Source organism: Pseudomonas sp. NPDC089396, assembly GCF_044749545.1.
GTDB lineage: Bacteria > Pseudomonadota > Gammaproteobacteria > Pseudomonadales > Pseudomonadaceae > Aquipseudomonas.
In genome coordinates this window covers 354562-372493 of record NZ_JBIVIC010000003.1, presented here as the reverse complement: position 1 = coordinate 372493, position 17932 = coordinate 354562, and the positions used below count along the sequence as shown (strand labels likewise).

10 protein-coding genes and 2 pseudogenes are annotated in these 17932 nt (G+C 57.1%); all 12 read left to right on the top strand.

What is annotated here, in order from left to right:
• The first annotated feature begins 2 nt into the window (after positions 1 to 2).
• The 12 genes and pseudogenes from ACIPZB_RS07680 to ACIPZB_RS07625 all read left to right on the top strand — a co-directional run bounded on the left by ACIPZB_RS07680 (position 3) and on the right by ACIPZB_RS07625 (position 17849).
• The gene (locus ACIPZB_RS07680; RefSeq protein WP_400639640.1) at positions 3 to 458 is read left to right on the top strand and encodes a hypothetical protein; all 456 of its coding nucleotides are present in this window, start codon (positions 3 to 5) and stop codon (positions 456 to 458) included.
• Positions 459 to 1154 (top strand): hypothetical protein, encoded by a 696-nt coding sequence (locus ACIPZB_RS07675; protein ID WP_400639639.1) that lies wholly within the window; start codon positions 459 to 461, stop codon positions 1152 to 1154.
• Positions 1155 to 1180: 26 nt separating this feature from the next.
• The gene (tssI, locus tag ACIPZB_RS07670) at positions 1181 to 3037 is read left to right on the top strand and encodes a type VI secretion system tip protein TssI/VgrG (RefSeq protein WP_400639638.1); all 1857 of its coding nucleotides are present in this window, start codon (positions 1181 to 1183) and stop codon (positions 3035 to 3037) included.
• 11 nt (positions 3038 to 3048) lie between these two features.
• A complete protein-coding gene (locus ACIPZB_RS07665) occupies positions 3049 to 3633 on the top strand; it encodes a hypothetical protein (RefSeq protein ID WP_400639768.1) in 585 nt (194 codons plus the stop codon).
• Between the two features lie 35 nt (positions 3634 to 3668).
• Positions 3669 to 4136, top strand: a complete 468-nt coding sequence (locus ACIPZB_RS07660) for a DcrB-related protein (RefSeq protein ID WP_400639637.1) — start codon at positions 3669 to 3671, stop codon at positions 4134 to 4136.
• A gap of 6 nt (positions 4137 to 4142) precedes the next feature.
• Positions 4143 to 8372, top strand: a complete 4230-nt coding sequence (locus ACIPZB_RS07655; protein WP_400639636.1) for an RHS repeat-associated core domain-containing protein — start codon at positions 4143 to 4145, stop codon at positions 8370 to 8372.
• A complete protein-coding gene (locus tag ACIPZB_RS07650; RefSeq protein WP_400639635.1) occupies positions 8366 to 8782 on the top strand; it encodes an SMI1/KNR4 family protein in 417 nt (138 codons plus the stop codon). The genes ACIPZB_RS07655 and ACIPZB_RS07650 overlap by 7 nt, the downstream gene beginning before the upstream one ends.
• A gap of 208 nt (positions 8783 to 8990) precedes the next feature.
• Positions 8991 to 11899 (top strand): annotated as a pseudogene (locus ACIPZB_RS07645) (RHS repeat-associated core domain-containing protein); the annotation flags it as partial.
• An 18-nt stretch (positions 11900 to 11917) separates the two neighbouring features.
• The gene (locus ACIPZB_RS07640) at positions 11918 to 12502 is read left to right on the top strand and encodes an imm11 family protein (RefSeq protein ID WP_400639634.1); all 585 of its coding nucleotides are present in this window, start codon (positions 11918 to 11920) and stop codon (positions 12500 to 12502) included.
• Positions 12503 to 12777: 275 nt separating this feature from the next.
• Positions 12778 to 15891 (top strand): annotated as a pseudogene (locus tag ACIPZB_RS07635) (RHS repeat-associated core domain-containing protein); the annotation flags it as partial.
• 362 nt (positions 15892 to 16253) lie between these two features.
• Positions 16254 to 16802, top strand: coding sequence for a hypothetical protein (locus tag ACIPZB_RS07630; RefSeq protein ID WP_400639633.1), 549 nt, complete (start codon positions 16254 to 16256; stop codon positions 16800 to 16802).
• A gap of 190 nt (positions 16803 to 16992) precedes the next feature.
• Positions 16993 to 17849, top strand: a protein-coding gene (locus ACIPZB_RS07625) for an IS5 family transposase (RefSeq protein WP_400639632.1) whose coding sequence is annotated in 2 segments (ribosomal slippage) — positions 16993 to 17331 and positions 17334 to 17849 — 855 coding nt in all. Because the reading frame shifts where the segments join, the coding sequence is not laid out codon by codon here.
• Positions 17850 to 17932 lie beyond the last annotated feature (83 nt).

Sequence of the window (17932 nt, the reverse complement as noted above, 5' to 3'; positions counted from 1 at the left end):
GCATGGGCGCAAACCTCTACTTCGAAATACCCGCCAATAGCCAGGCAAGTTTGTACAGGCTGCCCGGTCGGGGCAGTAACCTGCATGTGGCTGCTTTCAATACCGCCAAGGCGATGCGTGCAACTGCCCATATTGACTCGGCCGGGTACAGCAGCCGTGGTGTAGGCAAAGTACTGACGGGGGCCAAATTAGGCGGCGCATTGGCGTTCGGCCCCCAGGCTTACCTGGATGCGACGGAGGCAAAAAGTGTCTCGGAGTTCTTTCAGAAGTCGGCTTATACCCAGCCAACCAATGCATTGGCCTTCGGTGTCGGGGTATTGGTCGGCGGGCTGACAGGGCCGGCTGTAGCCGTAATTGCCTTCTCTTTGGGTGCGGGTTTGGCAGTTCAGTTTTTCATGAGTGACGATTTTTCGGGGCTGGGCACTACCCTGGGTAATTTCTTGACGGGTAAGGAATAAATGTTTACCACAGAACGTTTCTTTAAAAAAATCTGGTCGGTGTGGCTGCTGGTCGTGATATTGGCCCTGATGATGACCGGCGTGGCGCCGCCATTCATGGCGGTGCCGGCGATCCTGATCATTATCACTATGACGCTGTGGTGCATCAATTGTGCTTACCGCAGTGAGCACTTTGTAAGTTTCGCGAATTTGCGCATGTTCTTCAATATGTCGGTTGCACCCATGTTCGCATCGATGCTGATACTGGGGGTTACCTACAAGAAAATGAAGTTGGGAGCGGCGACTTCTGTGATGTTAGGGCTCGCGCCCGTCGTGCTGGTGTTGTTGGCCTACGCAGTGGCTTATTACTGGCGCAGTAAAAGCGATATTCTCCATTTTAAAGGGCAACGCGTGGAATCCATCGAGCCGCCCCAGAAAGTTCAGTGGTGGCAGGCGGGTTTGGCGGCGGGCTTGAGCAGCGTGATCTATCCGCTGATGAAAAGCCATGACGTGCCGGCCACTGGGCTGATCTACTTCTTTGCGCTAATGTCCGTGTTCATGGTGTTTTACAATCGTGACAAGATCAGTGCACTCAGAGAGCTGAAAGCGCGCGAAGCGAAGGAAAACCGTCAATACACATTCATGGATATTGAAACTATTCAGAGCATGCGTGCTGCCTCGTGGTTGGGCAGGCTTTTCGCCGTACGGGCACGCTGATGTTCGCAACTGACAGGGAGTAGTTTATGTTGACCGACGTTCTTTCCATGCTCGCGCCCCAGAACAGGCGCCTGTTCAAGCTCAATATCCTGTCGCAGAGTGCCAACGACGAGTTTCTGCTCGAGCACTTCTCGGGCAGCGAAGCCTTGTCCAAGCTCTACGAGTTCGACCTGGCGCTGCTCAGCCAGCAGAGCGACGTAAAGCTCAAATCCCTGATCGGCAGCCCGGCCACCGTTGAAATCGAATTGGCCGACGGTTCCTACCGCCACGTCAACGGTTACATCAACCGCTTCAGTACCCAGGGCAGCGATGGCGGCTATGTGCGCTACGCCGCCGTGCTGGGGCCATGGCTGTGGATGCTGACCTGCCGCTTCGACACGCGGATCTTCCAGGAAAAAACGGTACAGGACGTCGTCAGCGAAGTGTTCGCCGGCTTCGGCTCGCTGGCCAAGTACGAATTCCGCCTGAGCAAACCGCTCAAGTCGCACAGCTACATCACCCAGTACCGCGAAAGCGACTTCAATTTCGTCCAGCGCCTGCTGGAGAACGAAGGGCTGTTCTATTACTTCGAGCACACCGCCGACTCGCACCTGATGGTCATCACCGATGACTCCAGCACCCTGGTGCCATTGCCCGAACAACCGCAGATCCGCTTCCACTCCGCGTCGGTGACCGAAACCGCCGACTCGATCACCCAGTGGCAGGCATCCCGGCAGCTGCAGTCCGGGAAGATCGCCGTTCGCACCTTCGACTATCGCCAGCCGCGCAACTTCCTCCCGGTGACCATGCAAAGCCTCAACGAGCAGGGCGACGTGGACCAGTTCGAGGTCTACGACTTCCCGGGGCAATACACCCACGGCACCTACGAAGACGGCGAAGCCATGGTGCGCAACCGTATCGAAGCGCTCGAACTGATGGGCAAGACCTTCTACGGAGACAGCAACTGCCGGGCCATGAAGCCCGGCTACACCTTCGAACTCACCCAGCACTACGCCCACGACATGGGCGATGCCGAGAACCGTCAGTTCCTGCTGCTGAGCGTGGAGCACCGCGGCAGCAACAACTACATGACGGGCGACCAGGCCGGTTACCTGAACCGTTTCGTCTGCGTGCGCAAGCAGATCGCCTACCGCCCGCAACTGAGCACCCGCAAGCCATTGATCAACGGCCCGCAGACCGCCATCGTCGTCGGCCCGCCCGGTGAAGAGATCTTCACCGACGAGCTGGGCCGGGTGAAGCTGCAGTTCCACTGGGACCGCCAGGGCCAGTTCAACGACCACAGCTCCTGTTGGGTCCGCGTCGCCCAGTCCGGCGCCAGCGGCGGCTTCGGCAGCATCCAGATCCCCCGTGTCGGCGACGAAGTGGTGGTGGTGTTCCTCGACGGCAACCCCGACCGCCCGTTGATCATGGGCAGCCTGTACAACAGCACCAACACCCCGCCGTGGGCGTTGCCGGCGAACAAGACCCAGAGTGGCTTCCTGACCCGGTCGATGAAGGGCGACGGCGGTACGGCCAACTTCTTCCGCTTCGAGGACAAGGCCGGCGCCGAGCAGATCATCATGCATGCCGAGCGCAACATGGATACCGAGATCGAGCTGGATGAGACCCATGATGTGGGGAACAACCGGACGATCACTGTCGGTGGTGCGCATACCGAAACGGTCAAGAAGGACACCGTGGTGCACGTGACCGAAGGCTCCTACACCCTTCAGGTCGACAACCAGTTCATTCAGGTGGCCGCCAAGCAGCACATCATCCTGCAGGTGGGCGACAGCAGCATCACGCTGACCCCGGAAGGTATTTCGATCAAAGGCAAGGTGATCACCACCACCAGTACCGATACCACGCAGATCACCGGCGCTGCCGTGCGGATCAACGACTGAGGCCGATGACGATGAGGCGGACCTCGATCTACGACCGCATCTCTGCCAAGCGCGAAGCCCAGGAAGAAGCAGATCGCCTGGCGAAGCTCGCAGAGGCCGCCAAGGTGCTGGAGCCAGTGCCCGAGCCGACACCGGAACCTGTCGCGCTGCAGGACGTGCCCAGCGGTTTCAGCTTTGCCGGTTTCAACCTGCAATTCCCGGTGGGTTTCCGCTTTTGCGACATCCAGACCACCCTCGAACATGAAGGCGAGCCAGTCACCCTGCAGATCCGCCGCCGCGATGTGCGTGCCGGGCAGACCCTGGAGCAACTGTTCGAGGCCGCGATCCTCGCCCTGCGCGAATCGAATCCGCAACTGCGCGTGATTCGTCAGCGCGACTGTCACCTGGCAGGCAGCGCGGCCAAAGCCTTGGATTTTCACTTCAATGCCGGCCATGAACCGCGACACGGTCGCCTGGTGGGCGCGCTGGTGCCCATCGAAGGCAGCAACACGCTGCAATGGCTGGATATTTCCTGCGTGATCGACCCGACCAGACCGAGCCTGAGCCTGTGGCTGGTGGAGTTCGACCTCATGCTCGAAAGGCTCGCGTTGCGCTGACCCCAACGTTTTTTGCTATCAGGAATTTTCATCGCATGGACTACGAGTTGCAGGAAGGCGGCATTGCGCTGCCAGCAGGTTTCGAGGACCGCACGGTCAACATGTTCGTTCTGGGCGCCAGTGTCCCCGCGCCTTTGAGCATCACCATCTCCCGCGACACGCTGCTACCGGACGAAGCGTTGCAGGCATACGTGGAGCGGCAGATCAAGATGCTCACCTCCAAGCTGCGCGGCTACACTCGCCTGGGCAACAAGGCCGTGTCGCTGTCGGCAACAGCGCCCATCCCCGGCATCCAGATCGACGCCTATTACCTGAACCAGGGCCGCCCGCTGTACCAGCGCCAGGCGGCTTTCATCATCAGCCCCGGGCGCGCACTGATCTTCTCCACCACCGCCCAGGCCGACTTCAGCGCCCAGCAGAACCAGGACTGGGACAACCTGCTGGCCAGCTTTACCCCGCGCAACCCGGTCACAAACACCGCCGAGCACGGCGAACAGGAGTAACCCCTCATGTTCGAAGCGGCCAGGTTCGGCGACGAGATATCGCACACCAGCGCGCTGGGGGGCTTCCTGATCGGAGCGGCCCTGGGGATAGCGCTGGTGGCCACGGTGGCCATCGCCACCTTCACCTGCGGGTTCGGCGTGGCCTTGCTCGCTGGCCTTGCGGCAGGCATCGGAGGCAGCTTGCTGACCGCTGCCGGAGAGGCGATAGGCAGTATGTTTTCATCCCCCTCAGGGACGATCACGACTGCCTCACCCAACGTCTTCATCAACAGCCGCAAGGCCGCCCGCGTCGAGAAGAGCATCGGCGCCTGCGACAAGCACCCAGGGCCGGTGCAGATCGCCGAAGGCTCGACCAACGTCTTCATCAACAGCGTGGCTGCGGCGCGCAAGGGCGACAAGCTGACCTGCGGCGCCACTATTTCCGGCGGCTCGGGCAACGTCACCATCGGTGGCGGCACCTACCGCTACCTGCCGGTGGACGATGAAATTCCTCAGTGGCTGCGTACCACCGTGGACGTGCTGATGGCCGTCGCAGGTGCGGCGGGGGGCATCGCTCAACTGATCAAGGCCGGCACCCAGGCCGGCATGAAAGCGGTCATGCCCTGCGCCCTGAAGTTCACCGCAGGCTTTGTCGCTGGCGAAGTCGCCAGCCGCTACGTGGTCGAACCGGTGGCGCGCAGGGCCATTGGCGGCCTGGTCGGCAACCCGGTCGACCTGACTACCGGCCGCAAAGTAATTCCCGATGAAATCGACTTCAGCCTGCCGGGCCTGATGCCCATCGAGTGGTCGCGCTTCTACGCCAGCGACCTCAGCGTGGACAGCGTGCTCGGCCGTGGCTGGGTGTTGCCGTGGGAACAAAGCCTGCGCCGCAACGGCAGCTTCATCTACCTCACCGACAACCAGGGCCGCGAAGTGCCGTTCGTGACCTTGCAGCCTGGCGAGCGGATCTACAACCCGCACGAGCAGGTGTACCTGGTCTGTACCGAGGGTGGCCATTACATTCTACAGACCCTCGATAACCTGTTCTTCTACTTCGGCGAAGTGCCGGACACCAACACCCACGTGCCGTTGCAACGCATCGAGAACGCCCTCGGTCACTTCCTGCATTTCACCCGCACGCCGGACGGGACGCTGACCGACATCAGCGCCACTGGCGGCACTCGCGTGCACCTGCACTACGACAATCCGCTGGGTCGCCTGACCGACATCAAGCGGGTGGTGAACAATGAAGCGGTCGAAACGCTCACCCAGTATCGCTACGACGAACACGGCCAGCTCAGCGCGGTGATCAACCGCAACGGCGACACCGTGCGCAGCTTCAGCTACGCCGAAGGCCTGATGGTCAGCCACAGCAATGCACTGGGCCTGGGCTGCCACTACCGCTGGGAAACCCTCGGTGGCCAGCCGCGCGTAGTGGAGCACTGGACCAGCGACGGCGAGCACTTTCAGTTCCGTTACGACTTGGATAACCGCACCAGCTGGGCGACCGATGTCCTCGGCCGCGAGCTGGAAGTGCAGTACAACGCCGACCACCGTGTGATCGCCAGCCGCGACTACGGCGGCGAGCGCTACGCCATCGAGCTGGACGACAACGGCAATATGGTCGGCCTGACATTGGCGGACGGTAATCGCCTGCAGTTCCAGTACGACGAATACGCCCGTCTGCTCGAAGAAATCGACCCGCTGGGGCGCAAGATCGCCTACGAGTATCACCACCTGACCACGTTGGTGACCAAGGTCAGCTACCCGGACGGCGCCACTTGGCAGGCACGCTACGACGACAAGGGCAACCTGCTCGCCGAAACCGATGCCTTGGGTCACCTGACCGAGTACCTGAACGGCGACGATGGCCTGCCGCACACCATCATCGACGCGACCTACAAGTCCAAATACCTGTGGTGGAACACCCTGGCCCAGGTCGAGCGCTACCAGGACTGCTCGGGCAAGAGCACCTATTACCGCTACGACGATCGCCATCAGCTGGTGGCCGTGACCGATGCGCTTAACCAGACCACCACGCTGGAGCGCAAGCCCGACGGGGAAGTGCTGCGCATCCATCACCCGGATGGCAGCTCGGAAAGCTTCACCTACAACGTCTACGGCCAGGTCCTCAGCCACAGCGACGGCAAGGGCCAGACCACGCGTTTGCTGCGCACGGCGCGCGGGCTGCCGAGCAGCCGGCAAGACGCAAAAGGCCAGCGGATTCGCTACGAGTACGACAAGGCGACCCGCCTGACCGCCTTGGTGAACGAGAACAACGCGACCTACAGCTTCGCGTACGATGCGTCGGACCGGCTGACGGAAGAAGTGCGGGTGGACAACCTGACCCGGCGCTTCACCTACAACGTTGGTGGCCACCTGACGCGACTGGATGAGATCGGCTATGGCGAGCGGGGAGAGCGCCCGGAGCGGCACACCCTGTTCGAGCGCGATCCCATTGGCCGTTTGGTTGCCAAGCTCAACCGCGATGCCCGGCAAGACTTCGTGTACGACGACGGCGACCGGTTGCTGAGCATTGAGCGGCAACCCAGCGGTATCGGCAAGCAACTCGGAGTCACCGCAGAAAAGCTGGAATACGCCTACGACCTGCTGGGCCGTCTGACTCAAGAAATCACCGCCAGCGGCACACTGGCCTATGAGTACGACCCGCTCAGCAACCTGACCACGCTGACCCTGCCGGATGGCCGCAAGGTCAACCACCTGTACTACGGCAGTGGGCATCTGCACCAGTTGAACCTGGACGGCCAGGTGATCAGCGACATGGAACGCGATGACCTGCACCGAGAGGTGTATCGCACCCAAGGCAAGCTCACCAGTTGCTTTGGCTATGACGCGATGGGGCGCAAGGCCTGGCAGTTCGCTTCGACGTTACCTGCCGACAAACTCTCCCAGGTGCACAACGCTGGCATCCACGCCTCGTTGCTGGTGGAGCATGCCTACAACCCGATTCACCGCCGTTATCAGTACGACCCGGCCGGTGAACTGGTGCGCACCCTCGATAAACTGCGCGGCGAGATCAAGTACGAGTACGAAGCCAACGGTCAACTACTCAGCCGCGACACCGGCTCGCTGATTGGCAGTGAAGAATTCCGTTATGACCCGGCGGCGAACCGGCTGGACTTCAATGCGCGGCAGTTCGACAAGGTCAAGGACAACCGGATCCAGCAGTGGCGGGATCAGGAATACCGCTACGATCCGTGGGGCAATCTGATCGAGAAGCGCTCGGGGCATAGCAAGTTGCAGAACTTTAGCTATGACTGCGAGAACCGGCTGGTACGCGCCGAGACGCTGGTCAATGGCAAGCTGGAGAGTACCGGGGCATATCGATACGACAGCCTCGGGCGCCGAGTGGCCAAGCACGCGGAAATCAATGGCGAGGTCGAGCAGAAGCGATTCCTCTGGCAAGGACTGCGAATGCTGCGTGAAGAAACTCCGGGGCAGAGCATCGTGTATCTGTATGAGCCGGGAAGCTATGCGCCGTTGGCGCGGGTGGATCAGGCTGAGGGTGAAGCGCAGAAGGTCTACTACTTCCATACCGACCAGATTGGTACGCCGCTGGAACTGACGGACAGCCAAGGGGAGATTGTCTGGCAGGCGACGTATCGTTCATGGGGGGCGGTTGAGCGTTTCGCTGTCAACGAAATTGAGCAGAACTTGCGCTTTAAGGGGCAGTACTTTGATTTAGATACAGGCCTGCACTACAACACATTTAGATACTATGATCCTGAAATAGGCCGATTTATTAGCCAAGACCCAATTGGTTTGGGGGGTGGCTGGAATCTTTACAAATATGTAGCCAACCCAATCGCTTGGGTGGATCCACTTGGGCTTGATGCATTAAGCACTCTCGCGGAACGAGGGTATTCTGGTGTAACGAAAACACTGGGTGGTGGGTTAGATTATTCTGGTAGTAATGCGCTTTATGCGAAAAAGCCTAATGTCAATCCTATAGTTACAGTCGAATACACGGGGGGCTATATTAAGGATTTTGAGGCGGCGAATAAGGTTGCTGAGTTGAATCAAAAAACGACCCCGCGTGGCTATGTTTGGCACCATCTGGATGACTATGATCCTAAGACTAATAAAGGTACTATGCAGCTAGTGGAGCAGAGAGCTCACCAAGGCGTTCCTCATAAAGGGGGAGTGGCCCAGTACAAGGCAGCAACAGGGAAGTCTTATACATTCCCTGCTAGGAAACCGGCGGCAGCAAAAAAGATAGGAGGGACTACATGTTAGATCTAGAAGAGTCTGAGTTGAGTATTGACATGGGGGATTTCTCCCAAATTGAGCTTCTGGCTGGAGGAAATCTTCCGCCTCTATTTAAGAGGATTTATCTTAAGAATAATGGCGGTTTCCCTGAGGCGACGGAGGTCGAAGGTGATGAGTATGTGTTTAGTATAAATGGTTTCAACTCCATAAAGTTTGGTAAGCTGCCGATAGAAAAATTAATGCAGGAGTATATGGATCAAGATGGCGATCTTGAAGGCTATGTTCCTTTTGCATATGATGATGGTGGAAACAGTTTTATGCTTTCTTTGAAAAAAGAAGATGCCGGGGTGGTGTATTTGTGGATTCAAGGTGAAATGCGTTTAGAGAAGGTTTGTTCGAGCTTTGATGATTTTATAAGTTCACTTCGTGTAGGCTAAAGGATTTTTGTCTGTCAGATATTACTGGAGGTAGCCGCTTGCTGTGAAAATTAGTTATAACCTGAGCGGCGTACTGGACTATTGAGTGCGCCGCCCTCATTAATTCAATGTATTTTACGTTGCTGGACGGCTGCAAGATCAGCCATCTGTATCGCTCAGCAGGCCTGCATCAATTAAACGTGGAAGACCAAATAAATAGTGACTGGGCAATGCGCTGGGCCTGGGCTGTCACTACCGCTGGGAAACCCTCGGCGGCCAGCCGCGCGTGGTCGAGCACTGGACCAGCGACGGTGAACATTTCCACTTCCGCTATGACCTGCCAGCGCGCACCAGCTGGGCCACCGATGTCCTTGGCCGCGAGCTGGAGGTCCAGTACAACGCCGACCACCGTGTGATTGCCAGCCGCGACTACGGCTGCGAGCGTTACGCCATCGAACTCGACGACAACGGCAACATGACCGGTCTGGCCCTGCCGGACGGAAATCAGCTGCACTTCAAGTACGACGACTTCGCCCGTCTGCTTGAAGAAACCGACCCGCTGGGGCGCACCATCGCCTACGAGTACCACCATCTGACCACGTTGGTGACCAAGGTCAGCTACCCGGACGGCGCCACTTGGCAGGCACGCTACGACGACAAGGGCAACCTGCTGGCCGAAACCGATGCCTTGGGTCACCTGACCGAGTACCTGAATGGCGACGATGGCCTGCCGCATACCATCATCGATGCGACCTACAAGTCCAAGTACCTGTGGTGGAACACCCTGGCCCAGGTCGAGCGCTATCAGGATTGCTCGGGCAAGAGCACCTATTACCGTTACGACGAACGCCATCAGCTGGTGGCGGTGACCGATGCGCTGAACCAGACCACCACGCTGGAGCGCAAGCCCGACGGGGAAGTGCTGCGCATCCATCACCCGGATGGCAGCTCGGAGAGCTTCACCTACAACGTCTACGGCCAGGTGCTCAGCCACAGCGACGGCAAGGGCCAGACCACGCGTTTGCTGCGCACGGCGCGCGGGCTGCCGAGCAGTCGGCAAGACGCAAAAGGGCAGCGCATTCGCTACGAGTACGACAAGGCGATCCGCCTGACGGCGCTGGTGAATGAGAACAACGCCACCTACAGCTTTGCCTACGATGCGTCGGACCGGCTGACGGAAGAAGTGCGGGTGGACAACCTGACCCGGCGCTTCACCTACAACGTTGGTGGCCACCTGACGCGACTGGATGAAATCGGCTATGGCGAGCGGGGAGAGCGCCCGGAGCGGCACACCCTGTTCGAGCGCGACCCGATTGGCCGGTTGGTTGCCAAGCTCAACCGCGATGCCCGGCAGGACTTCGTGTATGACGACGGCGACCGGTTGCTGAGCATCGAGCGGCAACCCACCGGTATCGGCAAGCAACTCGGGGTGACCGCAGAAAAGCTGGAATACGCCTACGACCTGCTGGGCCGTCTGACCCAAGAAATCACCTCCAGCGGCACACTGGCCTATGAGTACGACCCGCTCAGCAACCTGACCACGCTGACTCTGCCGGATGGGCGCAAGGTCAACCATCTGTATTACGGCAGTGGGCATCTGCACCAGTTGAACCTGGACGGCCAGGTGATCAGCGACATGGAACGCGATGACCTGCACCGCGAGGTGTACCGCACCCAAGGCAAGCTCACCAGTTGCTTCGGCTACGACGCCATGGGGCGCAAGGCGTGGCAGTTCGCCTCGACGTTACCTGCCGACAAACTCTCCCAAGTGCACAACGCGGGTATTCACACCTCGCTGCTGGTCGAGCATGCCTACAACCCGATTCACCGCCGCTACCAGTACGACCCGGCCGGCGAACTGGTGCGCACCCTCGATAAACTGCGCGGCGAGATCAAGTACGAGTACGAAGCCAACGGGCAGTTGCGCAGCCGCGATACCGGGTCACTGGTGGGCAGTGAAGAATTCCGTTATGACCCGGCAGCGAACCGGCTGGACTTTAATGCGCGGCAGTTCGACAAGGTCAAGGACAACCGCATCCAGCAGTGGCGGGATCAGGAGTACCGCTATGACCCGTGGGGCAACCTGATCGAGAAGCGCTCGGGGCATAGCAAGCTGCAGAGCTTTAGCTATGACTGCGAGAACCGGCTGGTGCGCGCCGAAACGCTGGTTAACGGCAAGCTGGAGAGCACCGGGGAGTATCGGTATGACAGCCTCGGGCGACGGGTTGCCAAATATGTTGACCTCAATGGCGAATTCGAGCGGACACACTTCCAATGGCAGGCATTTAAGCTGCTCCAAGAAGCGGTGCCAGGACGTCGTAGCCTTTACCTCTATGAGCCCGGGGGATACGTTCCGTTAGCACGCATTGATGATGTAGAAGGTCACGAGAAAAATGTCTACTACTTCCATACGGATCAAATGGGAACGCCGATAGAGCTGACTGACAGCAATGGTGAGATTCTCTGGCAGGTGTGCTATCGATCTGGGGCGTGATCGATAGTCTTCCAGTCGGCAATATTGTGCAGAATTTGCGATTCCAAGGTCAGTATTTCGATGAAGAAACCTCTCTTCATTATAATTTATTCAGGTATTACGATCCTGAAGTAGGCCGATTTGTAACACAAGATCCGGCGGGTATCGTTGGAGGTGATAATCTATATACTTATGCTCCCAATCCTATCTCGTGGGTGGATCCGGCTGGCTTATCACCGAGTAAACTTCTTGCAGCAGCGATGGCCAAAGCCGGAAATACAGTTCCACCAGGGTATGCGGCCCACCACCTAATTCCGACTAATGTGGTAAGTAAATCCAATCTCATCCAAGAGGCAATGAGGCGAGGAATATATAACCCTAATGGTGCCAGCAATGGATCGCCGCTCCCTATCACCTCCGCTGAATCTTTAGCTTCTGGGAAGCCGTTACACAGCGGCGGACATTTGGGATCTTACTATGATGCAGCCCGAAACCGTTTGTTGATCGCTGAGCAGAAAATTGGCAACCTAGCAACAGCGTCCGATAAAGAGCTCCTCAAAAAAATTGGAGCAGTTGAGCGTAGTATGAGGATGAGTCTTGACTCAGATACTTTACGTCTACAGAACACGGATCCCAGGCCTAAAGGCACTCGATCGACATGTTAGGATCTTAGGAGATATAGTATGAAATATTACTCAATGTGCCATGAAGCCGTTGAAGGCGGTTACACCGATGGTGATGTTGTTTTTTCTCCTTCGCTTGGTGACTATTATCAAGTTGGTATGCCTCTTTCTTTAAAAGGTCTTTCAGTGGATGTTGTGCTAGACAAAAAAGTGCGCAGACTGACCTCTGACTTTTTCTTGACGACCTGTGGTGCTTTTTTTGTATCGGAAAATATGAAAAAAGCTCTTGAAGAGGTCAGCGTTGAATTGCAATTTGTTTCTGCGTGCATAAAATATTCTGGCGGAAAGAATACAGAGAAACAGTATTTTTTTATTCATGCGAATGCAAGGGTTTCATGTTTTGATTATAATCGCTCGGAATATTCCGGTAAGTCAATGGTTGTAGGTAAGTTAGTGGCAAATGAATTGGGTGCTAACTACAAGGTTAGAGGTGTTAAGAAGTTAATTGTTGATGAGTTGAAAACGAATGGCCTGGATTTCTTTTTTTTAGATGGGGTTATTTGGATTGATCCGATTGTGTCAGAATTCTTTGTGCGAAAAGTTGAAAGTGAAAAACTTAATGCCAGGTTTGTGGCTATCGAATGACGTTTCTTTGATGTTTTAACGCTGTCATATCGATAAGCCATCGGGCGAATGGCTCGCGCGTAGAGTTGAGTGAGTAAGGCGGGGTGAAGTTATTGCTAAGTTATTTTGAGTCCTTTCACGGGTAGGGCAACGCAAGCATCTAAGTATTGATTTTTAAAAATATGGTTGGAGGGCTAATGCGGGAATTCTTAGCCCGACAAGTACATTCTCGATGCAGATTGGCCAATCAGCCGGCAGACAATATGGTCGAAATAGTGAGGTAGTCGGTCATCGATCGCGAACTGCTTTCCGATGAAATCGACTTCAGCCTGCCGGGCCTGATGCCCATCGAGTGGTCGCGCTTCTACGCCAGCGACCTCAGCGTGAACAGCGTGCTCGGCCGTGGCTGGGTGTTGCCGTGGGAACAAAGCCTGCGCCGCAACGGCAGCTTCATCTACCTCACCGACAACCAGGGCCGCGAAGTGCCGTTCGTGACCTTGCAGCCTGGCGAGCGGATCTACAACCCGCACGAGCAGGTGTACCTGGTCTGTACCGAGGGTGGCCATTACATTCTGCAGACCCTCGACAATCTCTTCTTCTACTTCGGTGAAGTGCCGGACACCGACACCGACGTCCCGCTGCAACGCATCGAGAACGCGCTCGGTCATTACCTGCATTTCACCCGTACCCCGGACGGCACGCTGACCGACATCAGTGCCACCGGCGGCACCCGTGTGCACCTGCACTACGACAATCCGCTGGGTCGCCTGACCGACATCAAGCGGGTAGTGAACAATGAAGCGGTCGAAACGCTCACCCAGTATCGCTACGACGAACACGGCCAGCTCAGCGCGGTGATCAACCGCAACGGCGACACCGTGCGCAGCTTCAGTTACGCCGAAGGGCTGATGGTCAGCCACAGCAACGCGCTGGGCCTGGGCTGTCACTATCGCTGGGAAACGCTCGGTGGCCAGCCACGGGTGGTCGAGCACTGGACCAGCGACGGCGAGCACTTTCAGTTCCGTTACGACTTGGATAACCGCACCAGCTGGGCCACCGACGTCCTCGGCCGCGAGCTGGAAGTGCTGTACAACGCCGACCACCGTGTGATCGCCAGCCGCGACTACGGCGGCGAGCGCTACGCCATCGAGCTGGACGACAACGGCAACATGGTCGGTCTGACATTGGCGGACGGTAATCGCCTGCAGTTCCAGTACGACGAATACGCCCGTCTGCTCGAAGAAATCGACCCTCTCGGGCGCAAGACGAGCTACGAGTATCACCACCTGACCACCTTGGTGACCGAGGTCAGCTACCCGGACGGCAGCACCTGGCAGGCGCGCTACGACGACAAGGGCAACCTGCTCGCCGAAACCGATGCCTTGGGTCACCTCACTGAGTACCTGAACGGCGACGATGGCTTGCCGCATACCATCATCGATGCGACGTACAAGTCGAAGTACCTGTGGTGGAACACCCTGGCCCAGGTCGAGCGTTATCAGGACTGTTCGGGCAAAAGTACGTACTACCGCTATGACGATCGCCATCAGCTGGTGGCCGTGACCGATGCGCTTAACCAGACCACCACCCTGGAGCGCAAGCCGGATGGCGAGGTGCTGCGTATCCATCACCCCGATGGCACATCGGAATCCTTCACCTACAACGTCTACGGCCAGGTCCTCAGCCACAGCGATGGCAAGGGCCAGACCACGCGTTTGCTGCGCACGGCGCGCGGATTGCCGAGCAGTCGCCAGGACGCCAAGGGTCAGCGCATTCGCTACGAGTACGACAAGGCCATCCGCCTGACCGCGTTGGTGAACGAGAACAACGCGACCTACAGCTTTGCCTTCGATGCGTCGGACCGGCTGACAGAAGAAGTGCGGGTGGACAACCTGACCCGGCGCTTCACCTACAACGTTGGCGGCCACCTGACGCGACTGGATGAAATCGGCTATGGCGAGCGGGGAGAGCGCCCGGAGCGGCATACCCTGTTCGAGCGCGACCCGATTGGCCGGTTGGTCGCCAAGCTCAACCGCGATGCCCGACAGGACTTCGTCTACGACGACGGTGATCGGTTGCTGAGCATCGAGCGGCAGCCGAGCGGTATCGGCAAGCAACTGGGCGTCACCGCAGAAAAGCTGGAGTACGCCTACGATCTGCTGGGCCGTCTCACGAAAGAAATCACCCCCGCTGGAACACTGGCCTACGAGTACGACCCGCTCAGCAACCTGACCACGCTAACGCTGCCGGATGGCCGCAAGGTCAACCACCTGTACTACGGCAGCGGCCACCTGCACCAGCTGAACCTGGACGGCCAGGTGATCAGCGACATGGAACGCGATGACCTGCACCGTGAGGTGTATCGCACCCAGGGCAAGCTGACCAGTTGCTTCGGTTACGACGCCATGGGGCGCAAGGCGTGGCAGTTCGCTTCAACGTTACCTGCCGAGAAACTCTCCCAGGTGCATAACGCAGGTATCCACACGTCGCTGCTGGTCGAGCATGCCTACAACCCGATTCACCGCCGTTATCAGTACGACCCGGCCGGTGAGCTGGTGCGGACCCTGGACAAGCTGCGGGGCGAGATCAAGTACCAGTACGAAGCCAACGGCCAGTTGCACAGCCGCGACACCGGCTCGCTAATTGGCAGTGAAGAATTCCGTTATGACCCGGCGGCGAACCGGCTGGACTTCAATGCGCGGCAGTTTGACAAGGTCAAGGACAACCGCATCCAGCAGTGGCGGGATCAGGAGTATCGCTATGACCCGTGGGGCAACCTGATCGAGAAGCGCTCGGGGCATAGTAAGTTGCAGAACTTTAGCTATGACTGCGAAAACCGGCTGGTGCGCGCCGAAACGCTGGTCAATGGGAAGCTGGAGAGCACGGGGGCGTATCGGTACGACAGCCTAGGGCGACGGATTGCCAAGCACGCAGAAATCAATGGAGAGGTCGAGCAGAAGCGGTTCCTGTGGCAGGGGCTGCGGATGCTTCGTGAGGAGACGCCGGGGCAGAGCATCGTGTACCTGTACGAGCCGGGGAGCTATGCGCCGTTGGCGCGTGTGGATCAGGCTGAGGGTGAAGAACAGAAGGTCTATTACTTCCATACGGACCAGATCGGTACGCCGCTGGAGCTGACGGACAGCGAGGGGGGGATTGTCTGGCAGGCAACCTATCGTTCATGGGGTTCGATAGAGCACTTGGCTGTCAATCAGGTCGAGCAGAATCTGCGTTTTCAAGGGCAGTACAATGACCGTGAAACGGGGTTGTATTACAACACTTTCAGATACTATGAATGTGAAATAGGCCGGTTTATTACTCCTGACCCAATAGGTCTTCTGGGAGGGGTTAATCTCTATCAATATGGGGTGAGCCCAATTGGGTGGCTGGACCCTCTTGGTTGGGCGGGTAATCCTGCAAATGCAACTCATATTACCTATGAAGGGATTAAGAACGGTAAACCATACATCGGATATGCTAGCAAACCGGGGCTAGGTCACTCTGCGGAAGATGTGTTACGTTACAGGTATCCCAATACAGCGGGCTTTAATCAAGCTCCTAAACCCATATTTGTGGGTGATGGTCAAGCTGGTAAAAATATTGCTAGAGGTCTAGAGCAGCGTGTTTTTGAGGATCGCGGAGGGCTTGTGAAAACTTCAAACCTGCAACATCCAGTTGGCGCAAAAAACCCCAATGCGGCAACGTATCTTGCAGCTGCAGACGAATATAGAGCTAAGGCCAGCACAGTTGAAACGATGAAAACAGGAGCTTCTGGATGTTGAAAAGTGTGAAGTGGGTTGAGAATTCTGTACTGGTTATAAAGCTGGAAGACTCTCTGTTTACATTGGCTCAGATGAGAGTTAATGGTTTAATGGAGTTCTTTAATGTTTTTAACTCTGATGATGATTGGGGCGGCCGAAATCTTAATGAGGCTGAGCTATTATTTTGCATTTTTGTAGCAGAGAAACGGCTAAAGCCATTATTTGTAAGAGTCCTTGGGAAAGACGAGGTAGTAGCGAATTGCCGCCCTATCACGAAGAAAATGCTGTCGTTTGAGTGGGTTGCTGAGGACACATATACCGCTAATCTCATTGAATTAAGTGAGGGTTATTCAAGTGTGGGTGGGCGGGTAGTTAAGTCAAATTTGTCTATCGAATCCGATTTGGATGTTATACAGTCGCATGAAATGTGTGGCGTTTTGGGTGAGCCAGATAAGCTCAAGCATAGGTTGAAGTTTTTCTATGAAACTGGCATTAATTGGGATGAGCAAAAAAAATTCATATACCCGGCTTTAGAAAGGCCAAAGGGTTTCCCAGTTACTTAGTGGGCAACCAGCTATGCCTAAGCCCTAATCTGATTTTGTCGTCGGAGTGATGATGTTTTTTGTCACCGCCCAAGTGACGAAAAACTTCGTTAGGCTAGGCTCTGTACGAAATCCCGAGAAACCCAATTGGCGCCCTTCGGAAGCTGAAGTTCTGTAGGGTTCCCGACCATCTACGGAAAGGAATTCTGTGATGGCAAAACGTTACGAACTCTCGGACGAGGCCTGGGATGTGGTCTCTGATCTCTTCATCGAAACTCATGGTCGGGGGCGACCGCGTCTAAGCGACCGCCTGATGCTCGATGGCGTGCTCTGGGTGCTCTGCTCGGGCGCTGCGTGGCGAGATATGCCGGAGCGCTTCGGCCCTTGGTCAACGGTGTATCAACGGTTTCGCGGCTGGCGAAATCAGGGGACATTCGATCAGATGCTCAAACGCTTGCACCTGAGATTGAATGAGCAAGGCTTGATCGATCTGCAAACCTGGATGATCGACTCAACCGCTGTACGCGCAACCCGAGCCTCATCTGGCGCTCGGAAAAAAGGGGGCCTGACGAGCCTGCCGATCACGCTTTAGGTCGCAGTCGCGGTGGCCTGACAACCAAAATCCACATGCTCTGCGATGCCAACGGGACACCGTTGCGCTTCCTCCTCTCTGGCGGTCAAGCCAGTGACATCAGCTATGCCCAGCCATTGCTGGACGACGTCAGCATTCCATCAAGCCAACCTGGCCGCCCGCGTAAACGCTGCAAATGGTTGCTTGCTGACAAGGGCTACGACGCCGAAGCGCTACGCCGCTATTGCGACCAATATCGAATGCAGCCCGTCATCCCGATGCGCTCGATGAAGCGCAAACCCAAGCCTGGCTTACCCAGGCTGTTTGATCGGCCCAAGTACCGACAGCGCAACATCATCGAGCGCATGTTTGGCTGGCTGAAAGAGAACCGCCGCATCGTGACACGCTTCGACAAGCTCGCGAAAAGCTATGCCGCCATGGTCTCGCTGACTTGTTCCATGCGGTGTTTGCGACATCTCTTTTCGTACAGAGCCTAGTAAGCATAATTTGACAGGCTACGAGATAGTCCCAATTAAATTGGCTTCAGTCTGCTGGGGCTGATGGCCATCGAGTGGGACAC